Source organism: Streptomyces xinghaiensis S187 (assembly GCF_000220705.2).
Taxonomy (GTDB): domain Bacteria; phylum Actinomycetota; class Actinomycetes; order Streptomycetales; family Streptomycetaceae; genus Streptomyces; species Streptomyces xinghaiensis.
The window spans coordinates 3,405,155-3,422,999 of the sequence record NZ_CP023202.1; the positions used below are offsets into that span (position 1 = coordinate 3,405,155).

Annotated in this window: 15 protein-coding genes, 1 tRNA gene, 1 other RNA gene and 1 pseudogene; 9 read left to right on the top strand and 9 right to left on the bottom strand. The window is 74.2% G+C overall.

Annotated features, from left to right (window positions below; translation table 11 throughout):
• Positions 1–57: 57 nt before the first annotated feature.
• Positions 58–156, bottom strand: an RNA gene (ffs, locus tag SXIN_RS14555) — signal recognition particle sRNA small type.
• Between the two features lie 153 nt (positions 157–309).
• Here ffs and SXIN_RS14560 point away from each other — a divergent pair.
• Positions 310–394 (top strand) — tRNA-Ser (locus SXIN_RS14560).
• A 231-nt stretch (positions 395–625) separates the two neighbouring features.
• Entirely contained in the window at positions 626–2,101 is a 1,476-nt protein-coding gene (locus tag SXIN_RS14565) for an AAA family ATPase (protein ID WP_019707479.1), read from the top strand.
• 65 nt (positions 2,102–2,166) lie between these two features.
• On the opposite strand, the gene SXIN_RS14570 is transcribed toward SXIN_RS14565, so the two are convergent.
• The 5 genes from SXIN_RS14570 to SXIN_RS14590 form a co-directional block, all read right to left on the bottom strand.
• Positions 2,167–2,679, bottom strand: a complete 513-nt coding sequence (locus SXIN_RS14570; RefSeq protein WP_095757074.1) for a hypothetical protein — start codon at positions 2,677–2,679, stop codon at positions 2,167–2,169.
• Positions 2,663–3,154, bottom strand: coding sequence for an RNA polymerase sigma factor (locus SXIN_RS14575; protein ID WP_019706082.1), 492 nt, complete (start codon positions 3,152–3,154; stop codon positions 2,663–2,665). The genes SXIN_RS14570 and SXIN_RS14575 overlap by 17 nt, the downstream gene beginning before the upstream one ends.
• Positions 3,155–3,281: 127 nt before the next feature.
• Positions 3,282–3,908 carry a class F sortase gene (locus SXIN_RS14580; RefSeq protein WP_095757075.1) on the bottom strand — a complete coding sequence of 209 codons (627 nt, stop codon included), beginning with the start codon at positions 3,906–3,908 and terminating at the stop codon, positions 3,282–3,284.
• A gap of 3 nt (positions 3,909–3,911) precedes the next feature.
• On the bottom strand, positions 3,912–4,331 hold the full coding sequence (locus tag SXIN_RS14585; protein ID WP_095757076.1) for a Tat pathway signal sequence domain protein: 420 nt from the start codon (positions 4,329–4,331) through the stop codon (positions 3,912–3,914).
• 141 nt (positions 4,332–4,472) lie between these two features.
• On the bottom strand, positions 4,473–6,407 hold the full coding sequence (locus SXIN_RS14590; RefSeq protein ID WP_238153765.1) for a pentapeptide repeat-containing protein: 1,935 nt from the start codon (positions 6,405–6,407) through the stop codon (positions 4,473–4,475).
• 246 nt (positions 6,408–6,653) lie between these two features.
• Here SXIN_RS14590 and SXIN_RS14595 point away from each other — a divergent pair, with 246 nt between their 5' ends.
• The 3 genes from SXIN_RS14595 (at position 6,654) to SXIN_RS14605 (ending at position 9,285) form a co-directional block, all read left to right on the top strand.
• The gene (locus SXIN_RS14595) at positions 6,654–7,292 is read left to right on the top strand and encodes a redoxin domain-containing protein (RefSeq protein ID WP_095757077.1); all 639 of its coding nucleotides are present in this window, start codon (positions 6,654–6,656) and stop codon (positions 7,290–7,292) included.
• A 6-nt stretch (positions 7,293–7,298) separates the two neighbouring features.
• Positions 7,299–8,264 (top strand): cytochrome c biogenesis CcdA family protein, encoded by a 966-nt coding sequence (locus SXIN_RS14600; protein ID WP_095757078.1) that lies wholly within the window; start codon positions 7,299–7,301, stop codon positions 8,262–8,264.
• A gap of 130 nt (positions 8,265–8,394) precedes the next feature.
• Positions 8,395–9,285 (top strand): DUF72 domain-containing protein, encoded by an 891-nt coding sequence (locus SXIN_RS14605; protein WP_019707474.1) that lies wholly within the window; start codon positions 8,395–8,397, stop codon positions 9,283–9,285.
• A 7-nt stretch (positions 9,286–9,292) separates the two neighbouring features.
• Here SXIN_RS14605 and SXIN_RS14610 read toward each other — a convergent pair whose 3' ends face one another.
• Together SXIN_RS14610 and ppsA are read right to left on the bottom strand one after the other, a co-directional pair.
• Complete coding sequence (locus tag SXIN_RS14610; RefSeq protein ID WP_095757079.1) at positions 9,293–10,174, bottom strand: universal stress protein; 882 nt, start codon at positions 10,172–10,174, stop codon at positions 9,293–9,295.
• 83 nt (positions 10,175–10,257) lie between these two features.
• Entirely contained in the window at positions 10,258–12,681 is a 2,424-nt protein-coding gene (gene ppsA, locus SXIN_RS14615) for a phosphoenolpyruvate synthase (RefSeq protein WP_095757080.1), read from the bottom strand.
• Between the two features lie 230 nt (positions 12,682–12,911).
• Here ppsA and SXIN_RS14620 point away from each other — a divergent pair, with 230 nt between their 5' ends.
• Positions 12,912–13,664: an SDR family oxidoreductase gene (locus SXIN_RS14620; protein WP_019707471.1), complete on the top strand. Its 753-nt coding sequence runs from the start codon at positions 12,912–12,914 to the stop codon at positions 13,662–13,664.
• A gap of 111 nt (positions 13,665–13,775) precedes the next feature.
• Positions 13,776–15,134, top strand: a complete 1,359-nt coding sequence (locus tag SXIN_RS14625; protein ID WP_095757081.1) for a nicotinate phosphoribosyltransferase — start codon at positions 13,776–13,778, stop codon at positions 15,132–15,134.
• A 169-nt stretch (positions 15,135–15,303) separates the two neighbouring features.
• Here SXIN_RS14625 and SXIN_RS14630 read toward each other — a convergent pair.
• Positions 15,304–15,495, bottom strand: a pseudogene (locus tag SXIN_RS14630) (DUF1918 domain-containing protein); the annotation flags it as partial.
• 339 nt (positions 15,496–15,834) lie between these two features.
• Between SXIN_RS14630 and SXIN_RS14635 the strand changes: the two are divergent.
• Entirely contained in the window at positions 15,835–17,364 is a 1,530-nt protein-coding gene (locus tag SXIN_RS14635; protein ID WP_039820394.1) for a M28 family metallopeptidase, read from the top strand.
• A 173-nt stretch (positions 17,365–17,537) separates the two neighbouring features.
• Complete coding sequence (locus SXIN_RS14640; protein WP_019707468.1) at positions 17,538–17,834, top strand: type II toxin-antitoxin system VapB family antitoxin; 297 nt, start codon at positions 17,538–17,540, stop codon at positions 17,832–17,834.
• Positions 17,835–17,845 lie beyond the last annotated feature (11 nt).

Below are 17,845 nucleotides of genomic sequence, written 5' to 3' on the forward strand. Positions count from 1 at the left end.
GAGGCGCCTCGCCCGCCCCGCCCCCGGGCCCGTCCCCGCTCACCGGCCGGTCCCGGGAACGTCAACGCCCCCCACGCACCCGCCAGAGCCCACTTACCCTTGCTGCCTTCCGGCCCTGGGGGAGTTCGGTGAGATAGCGCCACGTGAGGGGCTGGCCCCTACCCTAGCGGATCCCGGACCCCGATTCGAACCGGCGGGGGTACCCACCGGACGCCCGCACACCGCCCGGCGACAGCCCCGCCCGGCCGCCGCCGGAAGCCCGGGGTACGGGTTCGCTAGCACTGCCTCGCGTCTTGTATTGTTTGCGGCGGAGGATTCGCCTAGAGGCCTAGGGCGCACGCTTGGAAAGCGTGTTGGGGGCAACCCCTCACGAGTTCGAATCTCGTATCCTCCGCAGCCGCCTGTTCAGGCGCACGGAAGACCCCGGACCGCTTCAACGGTCCGGGGTCTTCGGCTTTCCCCGGTCTCGGTTTCAGCTCTCCATTCCTGACATGCGCGACATTCTTCGCGATGCGCCGCGAGGCCTCTCCAGCCGGCGCCGAACGCCCGGACCGGCAGACGCACGGCAACGCCAGAAGATAGGAGTATGTTTTATGGAGGTGTACTTCTATATCTGAGGCGGCTCATGGACAAGCCTGTCGAGATGTTCGACCGAGATTACGAGTGGTCAGCGCTGAGCCGGTTCATCGCCGATCCTCAGCCGGGAGCGACTCTGGGCGTGGTCTCCGGGCGTCGCCGCCAAGGCAAGACATTCCTGCTGGATGCCGCCTGCCGTGCCGCCGGAGGGTTCTATTTCGGTGCGACCGAGGCCGCCGACGCCGAGTCGCTACGGCGGATCAGCACAGCGCTGACCGCGCACGTCCGCCCCGCAAGCCCGTTCCACTTCGCCAACTGGGCGGAAGCCGTCGACGCTCTACTCGCGCTCGGCGCCGAGCGGCCCGTCCCCGTAGTGATCGACGAGTTTCCGTATCTTGCCAAGGCCAACCCGGAGCTGCCCTCGATCATCCAAGAGGCGTTGCGGCCTCTGCGTGACCAGCGCACGGGCTCCCGCACCCGGCTGCTGCTGTGCGGCTCGGCGCTGTCCTTCATGGGCCGACTGCTGTCGGGCAGCGCCCCATTGCGCGGACGGGCGGGGCTCGAACTGGTCGTCCGCCCCCTGGACCACCGCCTCGCCGCCGAGTTCTGGGGCATCACCGACCCCCACCTGGCGATGAAGGTGAACGCGATCGTGGGCGGCACCCCCGCCTACCGGCGCGAATTCGCACGCGGCGACACGCCAAAGGGGCCGGATGACTTCGACGACTGGGTCGTCCGCACCGTCCTCAATCCCGAGACGCCTCTCTTCCGCGAGGCCCGCTATCTGCTGGCCGAAGAGCCCGACCTTCGCGACACCGCCTTGTACCTGTCCGTTCTGGCGGCCGTCGCCGACGGCAACGCCACCCGCGGGGGCATGGCCGGCTACCTGGAACGCAAGGCCACCGACATCGCCCACCCCATCAACGTCCTCGAAGACGCGGGTCTGCTGCACCGTGACGCGGACGCCTTCCGCGACAACCGGCCCACCTACCGCATCGCCGAACCGCTGATCGGCTTCTACCACGCGATCATGCGACCGGTATGGGACCAGCTCGAACGCCCCGGCAGCGCGACCCGGGTCTGGCAGGCCAGCCGCCGCCGTTTCGTCAGCAATGTCCTCGGGCCCCACTTCGAACAGGTCTGCCGCGACTGGGCCCTGCATCATGCCGACGCCGACGTACTCGGTGGCCTGCCCGCCCGCGTCGGACATGGAGTGGTCCACGACCTCAAAGCCCGCACGGGCCACGAGATCGACGTGGCCGTTGTGGGTATCGCCGACGGACATGCCAAGCCCCCGCTCCTGGCAATCGGCGAAGCCAAGTGGAACGACACCATGGGCATCGCCCACATCGAACGTCTCAAGCACATCCGCGAGCTCATCGCCCGGGCCGGCCGCTACGACACCACCAGCACTCGCTTGCTGTGCTTCAGCGGAGCAGGCTTCAACGACAAGGCATACGCAGCCGCCGAAGCCTCACCGAGCGTTCAACTCGTCGGCCTGAACAGTCTCTACGGCCGGGCGTAAGCAAGCCCTCCCGGTGAAGCCGGCAGCCGTGGCGCCCCCTCTCCCGGCAGCGCCGGCGCGGCCCCCTACGGCGGGGCCTGTCCGCCGGGTGTGGCGGCGGACGTTCCGGTCCGGTTCGCGGGCGGTTCGGTCGGGGTGGGGGTCGCCCATGTGTCCGCCGGTTCCCGCGTGGCGGTGCCCGGACCGGTCGGCGGGCGGGACTCCTCGGGGCGCGGGCTGCCGGAGGGAACAAGGCCGGGGGTCTCCGGCGCGGTCGACGGGGTGGGCTCCGCCGGCGGGGTGGAGGGCGTCACCCGGCCGTGGGTGGGCGGGGGCGCCTGGGGGACTGTCGGGGTCGCGGGCGCTCCCGGTGACGCCAGGTAGAACGGCAGGGCGACGAGGGCCGCGACGGCGGCGGACAGGCCGGCGCCGGCCGCGGTGCGCAGCAGCCGGCGGCGGGACGCGGCGCGGCGGATCGCCTCGTAGCGGCCGGGGGGCGGGCCGAGGCGGTCGGAGGCGGGCCGCAGGATCACCGCGAGGGGGTCGTCGGGCTCGAAGGGGGGCTCGGGCTCCGGACCGTCGTCAAAGCGTGTGGTCAAGGCTTCTCCTCAGGTGTGCGCGGAGCAGTTCACGGGCCGCGTGGAGATCGGCCTTGACGGTTCCTTCCTTGCGCCCGGTCAGCGCGGACACCTCCCGGATCGGCATGTCAGCGTAGTAGTGCAGCAGGATCGGGACCCGCAGCCGCTGCGGCAGCGACTGCACGAGCAGGCGCACCGACGGGTCGGACTGTTCGGTGTGCGGGCGGACGGCGGCCTCGGTGGTGGCACGGCGCACCGCCTTGCGTTCGCGCTCCAGCTTGCGCCAGTGGTCCCGGACGAGGTTGGCCGCGGTGACGTAGAGGAAGCCGCGGGGCTCCTCCACGGACGTCCAGCGGGCCCAGAGCCGGGTGAACGCCTCCGAGGCGACCTCGTGGGCCGTCTCGTCGTCGTCGACGAGACGGCGGCACCAGCCGGCGAGGCGCGGGTAGAGGGCGGCGAACAGCTCGGACGCCGCCTCGTCACGGGACCGTTTCAACGCTCTCCAGGGTCGTGGTGGTGTGCCGTGCCCGGCTGGGAGGATGCCGGGCCGCCGGTGTGCGTTCCACCGGCCCGGCGTCCGTTCCGGGGCCGGGGTTTGTTCCGGAAGAGGGCTTGTTCCGGGGTCAGGGGCCCGGCGGGCTCGGTGCGGCGAAGGCGATCACGTTGTCGCGGTAGCCGTCGGCGGTGCGGGGGCCGCCGCAGGTGATCAGCCGCAGCTCCGGGCGGTCCACGTCCCCGTAGACGTCGTCGGCCGGGAAGTCCGCCCGGGCGACCGTCCGTACGGTGCTGACGGCGAAGGCCACCGTCGTGCCGTTCTCCAGGCGCACCTCGATCCGGTCGCCGCGGCGCAGCCGCGCGAGGTGGCGGAAGACCCCGTCCCGGCCCTCGCCGACCGTGACGTGGCCGAGGATGACCGAGGGGCCGGTCCGCCCCGGGGGCGGCGAGTGCCGGTACCAGCCGGCCCGGTCGCCGGCCGTGGCCGGCGGCACCTGCACGGTGCCGTCCGCCGCCAGCCCCAGCCGCATGACCGGGGTGTCCACCCCGATGGCCGGGATCCGCAGCCGGACCGGCACCGCCGCCGGACGCCCGGAGGTCCGCCCCGGCTTCCCGGTGGCGGGGGAGGACAACGGCGGTGACGGGGGCGGCGGGCTGCTGCCGGAGGACGGGGCCGCGGCCCCGCGGCCTCCGCACCCCACCAGCAGGGAGGACACCGCCGCGGTGGCGAAGGCGCGCCTGGAGAGCGGCATCACGGGTCAGGCCCCGGCCGCCCGCCGGCGGCGTACGACGAGGGCCCCCGCGCCGCCCGCGACGAGCACCGCGGCGGCGGCACCGCCGATCAGCCCGCCGCCGGTCCCGGACGGCGAGGCGTCCGCGGTCACTCCGGTGTCGGGAGCGCCCGACGGGACGACGGAGACCTGTCCCTCGGCCGGCTCGCGGGACGGTTCGACGGTGGGGACCGGGGAGGCGGGAGCCGGCGCCTCGGACGCTTCGTCCCGCGGAGCCTGCGAGTCCGGGGCCGGCGCCTCGGTGGGGACGGCCGTGGGGGCCGGGGAGGCGTCCGCGGCCGGACGGGCCGTGAGGGCCTCGGCCGCCCCGCCGGCGAACGCGGGCCCGGTGCCCGCCAGCACGGCGGTGCACGCGAGTGCGAGGGCACTGAGGACAGTTCGGCGCATGGGATCGCTCTCTTTCGTCGGTCCGCCCGGGTGCCCGGCGGACTGGGTGACGGTCGAGCGGAGAGACGAGGCGGCGGCGGAGCGGGTTGTAAAGAGCGGGCAAAGTCCGGTTTCCGGCAGCTCGCCGGAGGCGCAGGCGCCTCAGCGTTTGACGCGGCCGCGGACGGCCAGGACGGCGAGGCCGAGCAGGAGGGGTTCGGTGAGGCGGGAGGCCATCTCGATGTAGACGCCCGCGGTGGTCAGTTCGGCTTCGGCGGAGCGGAAGACCACCGAGTTGACCGCGACCCGTACCGACTTCTCCCACCGTTCGGTGGTGAGGCGTTCGGCCAACGGGCCGTCCGGCGCGGTCGGTTCGGCGGCTGGTTCGGTGGCCGGTTCGCCGGCCGGCTGCGCGCTCCCGCGGTCCGGTCCGGCCGCCTGCCCCGGCTCGGGGACGGCCGCGGGTATGCCCCACAGCATCAGCGCCAGCACGGTGACGGAGACGGCGCCCAGCAGCCAGCACATGGCCCGTGAGGCGCGCAGCCCGTAGCCGGAGAGCGCCCAGTAGGTCGTCAGCAGTCTCCGTTCGGCGGAGGCCCGGGTGGGGTCGTGCCGGCGCATCTCCATCTCGCCGTAGTAGAAGTCGGCGGCGTCCGGTTCGTTCTTGCCGTCCTCCAGGGACTTGCGCAGCTGGCGGTAGAGCACGGCCAGGGCGGCGGGCTCCGGGGGGCGCGTGCCGTCGGGCGGCGGTTCCCAGCCGTGCGGCCGTCCGGGGCGGCGGCCGGATTCCCGCCCGGCCCGCCAGTGGTGCTCCTCGGCCAGGGTGCTGCGCCGGGCCCAGCGGCGCGGCGGGGTCCCGGTCCGGCCGGCCGGGCTCCGGCCGAAGACGCACCGGCCCTCCAGGCGCAGCTGGTCGAGGTGGAGGGTGCCGGAGAAGCGGCAGGCGGTGAGGTCCACGTCGTTGAGCGTCAGATGCGCGGCGTCGGCTCCGGTCAGCGAGAGGATCCGGACCGCCGGGTCGCCGTCCGGCAGTTCCGCCCCGGGGACCGTCCCGCCCTCCGGGGCGGTGAAGGGGGCCGGGGCCGCGGCCACGGTGAGGGGGTATTCGAGGACGGCGTCGGTCAGGTCGACGCCGGCGTAGCGCAGCCGGAGCGTGGCCGTGGACGACCAGCGGGTCCGTACGCAGACCGCCTTCGTGACCGCTGCTTCGACGACGACGGGCGCCGCGAACACCGCACCGGCGAGGACGAGGGTGTCGGCGCAGGTCAGCGGGCCGAGTACGGGCGCGTCGTCGAACCGCGCCATGTCGAAGCGGGCGTTGCCCGCGAAGCGTGCGCCGTGGAACAAGGTCTGCCCGGAGAACTGTGCCCCGCCGAAGCCCGCCGATCCGCGGAACTCCGTCCCGTCGAAGCCGGCGGCGCCGGAGAACCGGGTCACGGTGAAGTAGGCGTCGCCCTGGAACAGGGTGTCGTTGAAGCGGGCGTCACCGGCGAAGCGTGCCGCGCCGAACCGGGCCCGCCCCCGGAACCGGGCGCCGGTGAACCAGCAGGCCCCGTGGAACCGGGAACTGCCGAACCATCCGTCGCCGCCGAACCGCGTGTCGTGGAACCAGGCGCTGCCGCGGAACTGGGCGGCGCCGAAGCCCGCGGTCCCGGCGAAGCGGGCCCCCTGGAACCAGGCGTCGGCGGCGAACTCCGCCCCGGACAACGACATGTCGCCCGCGAACCGCGCCCCGGAGAACCAGGCGTCGCCGGTGAAGCACGCTCCGCCGAAGTCGGCTCCGCCCGCGAACCGCGCCCCGTCGAACCGGGCGGTGCCGATCCGCGGCCGCCGGATGGCGGGGTCGCGCAGCGCGGTGAGGAGGGCGGTGAGCAGTTCCTGGGTGAAGGGGGTGCCGCGGTGGTCGACATCGGCGCCCGGGGTCAGGGAGGCCAGATAGGCGGCCCGGTCGGCGTCGGTGAGATGGGCGAGGCAGGCGCCGTGCTCCCCGACCGGGGTCCCGTCACAGGCGGGCGGGCCGGCGGCGGGGCCCGCGCCGGGGCCGGTGCCGGTGCCGATTCCCGTGCTCGCGCCGGTCGTTCGGCTCTGTCTGTCCACGTCGTCCTCCGCGGGAAGCCTAGTGGCGATCGGTCACGGGCCCGGTACGGAGGGGGAACTCCACGGGCCGGACGGCCACGTGGACGGCGGAGCCCGGGGGCGCAGCCGGAGGCCGGGGCACCGGGGACCTGCGTGCGGGGCGGCCGGTGCGGCGGCGGTGTCACGGAACCGTAAGCACTCGGCGGCCCGTTTCCGGGCCGGTGGCGCCTAGATTCGCCGCTGACACACCGAATCCTGGGAGCTGCCATGCGCGTCCGTGTCCCCGTCCACCGCTCGTTCCTTCCGGCCCTCGCGGCCGCCGTCCTCCTCACCGTCGCCGGGTGCGGTTCCGGCGGGGAGTCCGGCGCGTCCGGCGGATCGGGGGAGGCGGGCACCGCCGCCGGATCCTCGCCGGAGGCCGGGTCCGGCGAGGAGCCGGCCGACGGGGCCGGCACGGACGGCGGGACGGAGGACGGGGACGCGAACGGGTCGGCGGAGGTGCCCGACGCCTTCCGGTTCACCGGACAGACCCTGGACGGACAGAAGTTCGACGGAGCGGAGCTCGCGGGCAAGCCCACCGTGCTGTGGTTCTGGGCCCCGTGGTGCCCCAAGTGCAAGGCACAGGCCCCGGAGACGGCGAAGGTGGCACAGGAGTTCGAGGGGAAGGCGCACGTGGTCGGCGTCGCGGGCCTCGACAAGCCGGCGGCCATGAAGGACTTCGTCAGCTCCGCGAAGGTCGGCGGCTTCCCCCAGCTCAACGACGAACCGGGCGCACTGTGGCGCAAGTTCGGGGTCACCGAGCAGAGCGTCTACGTGGTGCTCGACGACAAGGGCGAGACGGTCTTCACCGGCAATCTGCCGGCCGGTGAGGGACTGGCCGGCAAGGTCCGCGAGCTGGTCGGCTGATCCGCCGTGCCGGACCTCCCTCTCGCGCTGGCCCTGACGGCGGGCATGCTCGCCGCCGTGAACCCCTGCGGATTCGCACTGCTGCCCGCCTACCTCTCCCTGCTCGTCCTGGGCGACGGCGGGGACACCCCCTCCCGCGCGGTCCTGGTCGGCCGCGCGCTGACCGCGACCGCCGCCATGACGGCCGGCTTCACGGCCGTGTTCGCCGTGTTCGGGCTGGCCGTCGCCCCCGTCGCGGGACAGGTGCAGCGGCATCTGCCCTGGTTCACCATCGTCTTCGGGCTGCTGCTGGGCCTCGTCGGCGTCTGGCTGCTGGCCGGCCGCCAACTGCCCGCGCTGCTCCCCAAGCTCCGCCGCGCGCCCACCGTTTCCCGCTCCCTGCCGTCCATGGCCCTGTTCGGCGGCGCCTACGCGATCGCCTCCCTCGGCTGCACCATCGCGCCGTTCCTCGCCATCGTGGTCTCCGCGTTCCGCGGCGGCTCGGTGGCGGCGGGCGTGGCGCTGTTCGCGGCCTACGCGGCCGGGATGGGCCTGATCACCGGTGCGGCCGCGCTGTCGGTGGCCCTGACCCGCACCGCGCGGGTGGGCCGGCTGCGCCGGCTCGGCGGGGCCGCGGCACGGCTGGGCGGCGGGCTGCTGCTCCTGGCCGGCGCGTATGTGGCGTACTACGGCTGGTACGAGATCCGGGTGCTGGACGGCGGTCCGGTCGCCGACCCCGTGGTGGACGGCGCGGGCGCCGTGCAGCGGCTGCTGGCGGGGGCGCTGGCGGAGATCGGTGTGCCCGTGGTGGCCGCGGTGTTCGCCGGGCTGCTGGCGGCGGTGCTCCTCCTCCGCCGCGCCCGCCGAACCGCCGGTGCGGCAGCGGAGCCAGGACGGAAAAAGGCAGGGCAGCAGACGACGGGGCCGGAGACCGGTGACGGCCGGGACCGACCGGCCGCGGAACCGGCCCGGCGCACGCCCGAGCACCGGTGACGCCCGTCCGCGCGTTCGACGGCACCGCCCCCGGGGCCGGCTCCGGGTCCGCGCCCGGGCTCGCCGCCGCCCCCGGTTCACACCGGCGCGGCGTGCCGTGTCCCGCCCCGGGCCGGGTAGCCGAGCGGTCATGGGCGAGATTCTGGTGGGGACGTGTTCCTGGACGGACCGCGCGCTGATCGCCTCGGGCTGGTATCCGCCGGGCCGCCGGGATCCGGAGGGGCGGTTGCGGCACTACGCCGAGCGGTTTCCCGTCGTCGAGGTCGACGCCTCGTACTACGCCCTCCCGAGCCGTCGCAACAGCCTGCTCTGGGCCGAGCGCACCCCGCCCGGCTTCGTGTTCGACGTCAAGGCGTTCTCTCTGCTGACGGGGCATCCGACGCCGCAGGCGTCCCTGCCCGCCGATCTGCGGCCCGCGCTCCCCCGGCAGCGGGGCCGCGGCCCCGGCAGCACCGACCCGGCGCTGCTCGACGAGGTGTGGCAGCGCTTCACCACGGCGCTCGAACCCCTGCGCGAGGCAGACCGGCTGGGCACCGTGCTGTTCCAGTTCCCGCCGTGGTTCGCGCCCGGCGCGCGGGCCGCAGACGCCCTCCACGCTTGTGCGGAGCGCACCGCGGGCCGGCCGGTCGCGGTCGAGTTCCGGCACCCGGACTGGTGGCGCGCGGACACCCGCGAGGCCACGGCCGCCCTGCTGACGCGGCTCGGCTTCGCGGCCGTGGCGATGGACATGGCGCAGGGTCTGCCCGCCTCGGTGCCCCCGGTCACCCCGGTGACGTCGCCGCGGCTGGGCGTGGTCCGCTTCCACGGCCGCAGCACGGCCTGGGGGACCGGCAGCAAGGAGGACCGGTTCCGGCACGGCTACACGGAGGAAGAACTGGCCGCCTGGATACCGAAGGTGCGCGGGATGGCGGAGCGGACGGAGCGGCTCCACGTGCTGTTCAACAACTGCTGCGGTGACGCGGCCGTCCGGGCGGCGGAGTCGATGCGGGCGCTGCTCGGTCTTCCGGCCGGGATTACCTGAGACACCGTCACGGCCCCTCGGCCCCCGCCGGGACGACGAGGACGTCGCAGACCGCCTCCTGCGTCACATGCCGGGCGACACTGCCCAGCAGGGCGCGGCCCAGCCGGCCGTGCCGGGTGCCGGTGCCGACCACGACCAGGCCGGCGCCGTAGCGGTCGGCCAGCTCGGGGACGGCGTCCTCGGCCCGGCCCGGGGTCACCAGGATCTGCGCGGGCGGCGGCACGAGCCCGGCCGCCCCGCGCTCGATCTCCGTCCGCGACCGCTCGGCGGCCGTACCCCGCAGCTGTTCCAGCTCGTGCTCGCCCATCCCCCGCATCAGCAGCAGGTGCTCGCCCGGGACGGTGATCGCGTGGGCCAGCAGATGCTCCGCGCCCGGGGTCAGCGCGATACCGGCTCCGGCCGTGACGAAGGAGGACTCGGACGTGTCGACGGCGAGCAGCACCCTGCCGTAGGGCACCTCGGGAGGGATGCGGACGACCAGCACCGGGACGTCGCTCGCCCGTACCAGGTCCTGAGGGGTGCCGCCGAGGAGCCCCCCGGTCCTCCGGTGCCCGCCGTGCGCCCCGACGACGAGCAGGTCCGCGCCCCGCTCCCCCGCCTCCTCCAGAAGTTCGGCCGCCGTTCCTCCGGAACGCACCACGGCGTGCGCCTCCACCGCTCCCGCGCACCGGCCGAGCTGCGCGCGGAGCCGTTCACCGGCGTGCGCCAGGAGGCCGGGATCCAGATCCGGGTCGGTCACATGGACGGCGGTCAGCGCGGCGCCGTGCTCCGCGGCGAGCGCCGCCGCCCGCCCGACGGCCCGCTCCGCGTGCGCGGAGAGGTCGGTGGCCACCAGGACGTGCCGGGGCGGCCCCGGGCGCACCCGCGTCGCTCCCGCCGGATCGGACATGCCGTCACGCTAGCCCGTCCCCGGCCGGTACGGCACCTCGGAGGGCAGCACGCCGGAAGTCCGCTCGGACACCTCGGCCGCGCTCAGGCACCGGGACCGCCCGCCCCGCCGCCCTCCCGCTCCGCCCGTGCGACGTTCTCCTTGACGAGGAGAAAACTGTCCGGCGTGACGGAGATCGAGTCGATCCCGGCGCCCACCAGGAAGCGGGCGAAGTCCGGGTCGTCGCTGGGGCGCTGCCCGCACAGCCCGGTCTTGCGGCCCTTGCGGTGCGCCGTGTCGATCAGATGCTCGATGCTGCGGGTGACGGCCGGGTCGCGCTCGTTGAACTCCCGGGCCAGCAGCTCCGAGTCGCGGTCGATCCCCAGGGTCAGCTGGGTGAGGTCGTTGCTGCCGATGGAGAAGCCGTCGAAGCGGTCGGCGAACTCCGCGGCGAGGACGATGTTCGAGGGGATCTCCGCCATCACGTAGATCTCCAGCCCCTCCCGGCCGCGTTCCAGGCCGTGGGCGGCCATCGTCTCCAGCACCCGGTCGGCCTCCTGCAGGGTGCGGCAGAACGGGATCATGACGACGGTGTTCGTCAGCCCCATCTCGTCGCGCACCCGGCGGATGGCCCGGCACTCCAGGGCGAAGCCCTCGCGGTAACCCTCGCTGTAGTAGCGGCCGGCACCGCGCCAGCCCAGCATGGGGTTCTCCTCGCCCGGTTCGAACGGCTCTCCGCCGATGAGCCTGGCGTACTCGTTGGTCTTGAAGTCGCTCATCCGGACGATGACGGGCTTGGGCCACCAGGCGGCGGCGATCCGGGCGACGCCGTGGGCGAGCCGGTCGACGAAGAAGGCGGTCTTGTCCTCGTAGCCGCGGGTGAGGGCGTCGATGCGGGCCCGGGCGTCCGCGTCCTCCAGGGTGGCGTGGTGGACGAGCGCCATCGGGTGGATCTTGATGTGGTTGTTGACGACGAACTCCATCCGGGCCAGCCCCACGCCGTCCGCCGGCAACCGCCACCAGCGGAAGGCCGCCGAGGGGTTGGCGATGTTCAGCATGACCCGCGTGCGGGTGGGGGCGATGTCCGCGAGGTCGGTCTCCTGTTCGTCGTAGTCGAGGATGCCGGGGTAGACGCGGCCCTCCTCGCCCTCGGCGCAGGAGACGGTGATCTCCTGGCCGCTGCTGAGCACGGTGGTCGCGTCACCGGTGCCGACGACGGCGGCGAGGCCCAGTTCCCGGCTGACGATGGCGGCGTGCGAGGTGCGGCCGCCGCGGTCGGTGACGATGGCCGCCGCCCGCTTCATGATCGGTTCCCAGTCGGGGTCGGTCGCGCCCGTGACCAGCACCGCCCCGTCCTCGAAGTCGGCGATCTCCCGGGCGGTCCGCAGCCGGCAGACCTTGCCGGTGGCGATGGCGTCACCGACGGCCAGGCCGGTCACCAGCGGACCGTCGTGGCCGGTCAGCCGGTACGAGCGGAGGATCCCGGCGTCCTTGCGGGTCTGCACGGTCTCGGGGCGGGCCTGGACGACGGAGAGCTCGCCGGTCCGCCCGTCCTTGGCCCACTCCAGGTCCATCGGGCAGCCGTAGTGCTCCTCGACGACGACGGCCCACTCGGCCAGCGCCAGGATCTCCTCGTCGCCGAGGACGCGGGACTCCCGCTCCTCCCCGGAGGTCTCCACGGTCTCGGTCGGCGCCCGGCCCGGGCCCCCGGGGCCGTAGACGATCTTCGTCTGCTTGCGGCCGGCCGTCCGGGAGATCACCGGTTTCAGCCCCGGCTTCCCGAGCAGCGGCTTGAAGACCAGGTACTCGTCCGGGTCCACCGTGCCGGAGACGACGGACTCCCCGAGCCCGTACGCGGCGTTGATCAGCACGACGCGGGGGAAACCGCTGTCGGTGTCGAGCGTGAACGCCACCCCGGCGCCCGCCAGATCGGAGCGGACCATCTCCTGGACGCCCACGGACAGCGCCACCTGGAGATGGCCGAAGCCGTGGTGCTCGCGGTAGCTGATCGCGCGGTCGGTGAAGAGCGAGGCGTAGCAGCGCCGGCAGGCGTCGAGCAGCGCCTCCTCACCGGTGATGTTGAGGAAGGTCTCCTGCTGCCCGGCGAAGCTGGCCTCCGGGAGGTCCTCGGCGGTGGCGCTGGAGCGCACCGCGACATCCGGGTCGTCCCGCCCCAGCCTGGCGGCGAGCTCCCGGTACGCCTCCCGTACGGCCGCGGTCAGGCCGGGCGGGAGCTCCGCGCCGAGGATCAGCTCCCGGATCGCCCGGCCCGCCCCGGCCGGCGCGGCCCCGGCGCTCAGCGCGTCGAGCCGTTCCCGGATCCGGTCCCGCAGGTCCCCGGTGGAGAGGAACTCCTCGTAGGCCGCGGCGGTGGTGGCGAAGCCGGGGGGCACCCGGACGCCCCGGGCGGAGAGGTTGGAGATCATCTCACCCAGGGAGGCGTTCTTGCCGCCGACCACCGCGACATCGCCGGACGAGAGGTCCTCGAACCACCGCACCATGTCCCGGCCGGCATCCTGACTGGCCATGCCGCCCCGGGTAGCCCCGAACGGCGGAAACAAAACCGGAAATTCCGGATACCCTCTTCGCCCGCGCGCACCCCCCGGCACACCGCTCCCCGGCGCCCGGGCACCGCCGCCACCGGCCCCCGCCGCACCCCGCGGCCGGGGCCGCTCTCCTCTGGCGGGACCGGGCGACGGGCCGCAGGATGACGATCGACGCACCGACGCACCGACGAACCGACGAACCGGGAGCCGACATGGGCCGCTTGGACGGTCGCACGGCCATCATCACGGGTGCCGCACGGGGCATCGGCGCGGCCATGGCCCGCCTCTTCACCGCGGAGGGCGCCTCCGTCGTCCTCGGCGACGTCCTGCGGGAGGAGGGCGAGGCGCTGGCCGCCGAGCTGGGCCCCGCCGCCCGCTTCCACCCGCTGGACGTCACCGTCGCGGACGACTGGTCCGCCGCCGTCGCGGTGGCGGAGGAGGCGTACGGCCCGGTGTCCGTGCTGGTCAACAACGCGGGCATCGTCGACTTCGGCACCGTCGGGGAGCAGAGCCCGGAAGCCTTCCGGCGGGTCCTGGACGTCAATCTCCACGGCGCCTGGCTGGGCCTGCACACGGCCGTACCGTCCCTGCGCCGGGCCGGCGGGGGCGTGGTCGTCAACATCTCGTCCACGGCGGGGCTGATGGGCTACGCCAACCTCGGCGCCTACACGGCGAGCAAGTGGGGTCTGCGCGGTCTGACGAAGTCGGCCGCGCTGGAACTGGCCCCGGACGGGGTGCGGGTCTGCTCCGTGCACCCCGGCCCGATCGCCACGCCGATGACCGCCGGGCTGGACCCGTCCCTGGTCACCACCCAGCCGATCCCGCGCTTCGGGCGGCCGGAGGAGGTCGCGAAGATGGCGCTGTTCGTCGTCGCGGACGCGACGTACTCCACGGGCTGCGAGTTCGTCGTGGACGGCGGCGCGACCACCGGTTCCCCCCTGCCGGTGGAGGCCCCGCAGGAGTAGGGAGCGGGCCGTGCGGGACCGCTCCCCTCCCGCCGCCGGCCGGGCACACCGGACACCGATGGCGCACTCGCCGCACATGCCGCGCACCCCACCGGACCGGATACTGCCGTCATGACCGGAGAAGCGCCGTCACAGGACGTCCTCACCACCGATCTCTACGAGGCGACCATGTGCCTCGCGTATCTGCGCGAGGGCATGACCGGCGAGGCCACCTTCAGCCTGTTCGTCCGCAAGCTCCCGTCCGGCCGCGGCTTCCTGGTCGCCGCGGGCCTCGAACCGGCGCTCGACCACCTGGCCCGGCTCCGGGTCGGCCCCGCCGAGACGACGGCCTTCGCGGCGGCGATGCACCGGCCCGCCGAGGAGCTGGAGGCGATGAACGGCCTGGAGTTCCGCGGCGAGGTCCGCGCCGTCCCCGAGGGCCGGATCGTGCTGGCCGGCGAGCCGCTGCTGGAGGTCACCGCCCCGCTCCCGCAGGCCCAGCTCGCGGAGACCATCCTGCTCAACCAGGTCAGCCACCAGACGGCGGTCGCCTCCAAGACGGCCCGCTGCGTCCTCGCCGCCCGCGGCCGCCCGGTCGTGGACTTCGCGCTGCGCCGGACCCACGGCACCGAGGCCGGTCACGCCATGGCCCGGCTGAGCGCCCTCACCGGCTTCGCCGGGACCAGCGACGTCGCCGCCGCCCGCGCCTTCGGCCTGCGGGCCGTCGGCACCATGGCGCACTCGTACATCGAGGCGTACGAGGACGAGGAGGCCGCCTTCCGGGCCTTCGCCCGCACCCACCCCGGGCCGGTCACCCTGCTGGTGGACACCTACGACACCGAGGAGGGCGTCCACGCGGCGGCCCGCGTCCTGCACGACCTCGGCTACGGACCCGGCTGCGCGGTCCGCCTCGACAGCGGGGACCTGGGCGAACTGGCCGTCCGCTCCCGGCACATCCTCGACACGGCCGGGCTGCCCGAGGTGCGGATCACCGCCAGCGGGGGCCTGGACGAGTACGAGATCGACCGGCTGGTGGCCTCGGGCGCCCCGATCGACACCTACGCGGTCGGCACCCGGGCGGGCGTCTCCGCCGACGCCCCGTACCTGGACTCCGCCTACAAGCTGGTCTCCTACGACGGCCGCCCGGTGATGAAACTGTCCAGCCGGAAGGTCACCCGGCCGGCGGCCAAGCAGGTCTTCCGCCGCCCCGGCCTGCGGGACACGATCGCGCTCCGGGACGAGCCGGTGCCGCCGGGCGCCGAACCGCTGCTGGAGACCGTGATGACCGGCGGGCGGCGCACCGCCCCGGCGGCCCCGCTCGACGCCGCCCGGCGCCGCTTCGAGGCCGATCTGGCCGAACTCCCGGACGCCGCACGGAGGATCAGGGATCCGCGGGCCCCGGAGGCCGGGGTGTCCGAGGCGCTCGCCCGGCTCACCGAGGAGGTCCGCCGGCGGATCGAGACCCGCGTCCTGGGCACACCGGGCCGCTGAAACCCACCCTGCCCACCGCGGCCGCGGCGGCCGCGCCGCGGCCCCGGTGGCGCCCGCGCCCGGAGCCCGCCCCGGCCGTCCCGCCGTCCCGGCCCGGGAGTTCAAGCCCGGAGGCGCCCAGGCCAGGGAGTTCAGGCCCGGGGGATCAGGACCGGCGGTCCGGTCCGCCCTCGTGGTGCAGATGACGGATGTGCGCGTCGGGCCCCGGGAAGACCACCGTCACCCGGCCGGTGTCCGACCAGCGCACGTCGTACGGAGGAGTGCCGTCGGCGTGGTGCAGTCCGACGATCTCGCCGTCGCGCCGGGCGCCGCCCGTCGTTCCGCTCTCCACTACGATCTGGTCGCCGAGCTGTGCCTGCATCGTCCTCACCGCTCTCTGCCGGAGCTTCCGCCTCCAGCCTGGCACGCCCGCGCGGAGAGGGCACGGTGGCGGACGGAGCGGCCGTCGCCGGGCCGCCCGGCGGCTCCCGTCCGCCGCACCCGTCCGGCGGGCCCGGATGCCGGACGTGAAAATTCGAGGTGAAAACGTCGCGGCCGTTCCCAGCGGCCGCCCGCATCCCTTAACTTTCCCTTCCACACCGACTGTTCGCATCACGGACTTGCTCCACCGGATGCCGGACAGCCGTCGCCGACCGCCCCCCATCGGCCCAGCCCTCTGCCGGAAGGAACCTCCGTGGATGTCCGCCACCCGCGCCGGGCGATAGCGGCCATAGCCGCCGCCGCGCTCGCCACTCCGCTGCTGCTGGCCTCGGCCGGCCCGGCCACCGCCCACCCGGACCCGGCCCACCGGGCCGCCAAGCTCGCCAAGAAGCTGGTCAAGCGCTCCTCCGCCGAGAACGCCCACCGCCACCTGGAGAGATTCCAGGCCATCGCCGACTCCACCGGCGGCCACCGCGCCGCCGGTTCGCTCGGCTACGACGCCTCCGCCGCCTACGTCTACAAGCTGCTCAAGAAGGCCGGTTACGAGGTCGCCTACGACGACTTCACGTTCGTCTACACCGAGACGCTCGCCGAGAAGCTCTCCGTGGTCTCGCCGGAGGCGCGGGACATCGAGGTCTCGGCGATGACCTACACCACCAGCACCCCGGAGGGCGGCATCACGGCGCCCGTCGCCGCCGCGCCGGTGGACGAGAACGGCACCAGCGGCTGCGACGCCGCCGACTACGCCGGCCAGACCTTCACCGGGAAGATCGCGCTCGTCAAGCGCGGCGGCTGCACCTTCGCCCAGAAGCAGGCCACGGCCGCCGACGCCGGAGCCGTCGGGGCGATCATCTACAACAACACCGACGGTTCCCTCGCCGGAACCCTCGGCGCCGCCGACGCCGGCCGCATCCCCACCGGCGGCATCACCCAGGAGGCCGGTGAGGCCCTCGCCGCCGAGGCCGCCGAGGGCGAGGTGACCGTCTCCTACGAGATCCGGGCCCTCCAGGAGGAGCGCACCACCCGCAACGTCATCGCGGAGACCCGCGGCGGCAGGGCCGACCGCACGGTGATGCTCGGCGCCCACCTCGACTCCGTCGCCAAGGGGCCCGGCATCAACGACAACGGCTCCGGCTCGGCCGGCCTGCTGGAGGTGGCGCTGCAACTGGCGAAGTCCCACGCCAAGCCCGCCAACAAGGTGCGCTTCGCCTGGTGGTCGGCCGAGGAGCTGGGCCTGCAGGGCGCCGAGAACTACGTCGCCGACCTGACCGAGGCGCAGCGCGAGCAGATCGAGCTCTACCTCAACTTCGACATGATCGCCTCGCCCAACTACGGCCTCTTCGTCTACGACGGCGACGACTCCGACGCCGTGGGCGCCGGCCCCGGCCCCGAGGGGTCGGCCCAGATCGAGCGCCAGATCACCGACTTCCTGGACCGCCGCGGCACGCCGCACGCGGGCACGGACTTCACCGGGCGCTCGGACTACGGGCCCTTCATCGAGGCGGGCATCCCCTCGGGCGGAACCTTCACCGGCGCCGAGGGCGTCAAGACGGAGCAGCAGGCCGAGCTGTTCGGCGGGCAGGCGGGCGTCGCGTACGACCCGTGCTACCACGAGGCGTGTGACGACCTGTCGAACATCAGCATGGAGGCGTTCGACGTCAACATCGACGTGATCGCCAACGCCGTCGGCACCTACGCCCACGACCTGCGCTCCCTCACCGAGCCGGTGGAGTCCGTCCCCACCGACGGTGACGCGGGCAGCGGCGGCGGTCTGCACGATGGCCACACCCACGAGCGGCCCACCGAGTAACACCGGGCGGAACCGAGGAGTACCCCAGCCGTCTCCCCACCCGGGTGACCGCGGGTGCCGGGCCCTCCGCCCGGCGCCCGCGGCGCACGCGCGGGCGCCCCGGGCCGGGCCGCCGCGGATCGCCCGGCGCTCCGAGGCTGCGCCCGGAGTGCCCGGCCCGGTAGGCTTTCCGTGTGATCTTCAAGCGCATCGGAAACGGGCGGCCGTACCCGGACCACGGCCGGGACAGCACCCGCCAGTGGGCGGACGTGGCTCCCCGCCCGGTCCGCCTCGACCAGTTGGTGACGACCAAGGGGCAGCTCGACCTGGAGACGCTCCTGGCCGAGGACTCCACCTTCTACGGCGATCTCTTCGCCCACGTCGTGAAATGGCAGGGCGATCTGTATCTGGAGGACGGGCTGCACCGCGCGGTCCGCGCCGCGCTCCAGCAGCGCCAGGTGCTCCACGCCCGCGTGCTCGACCTGGGCTGAGCCCGGCCCGC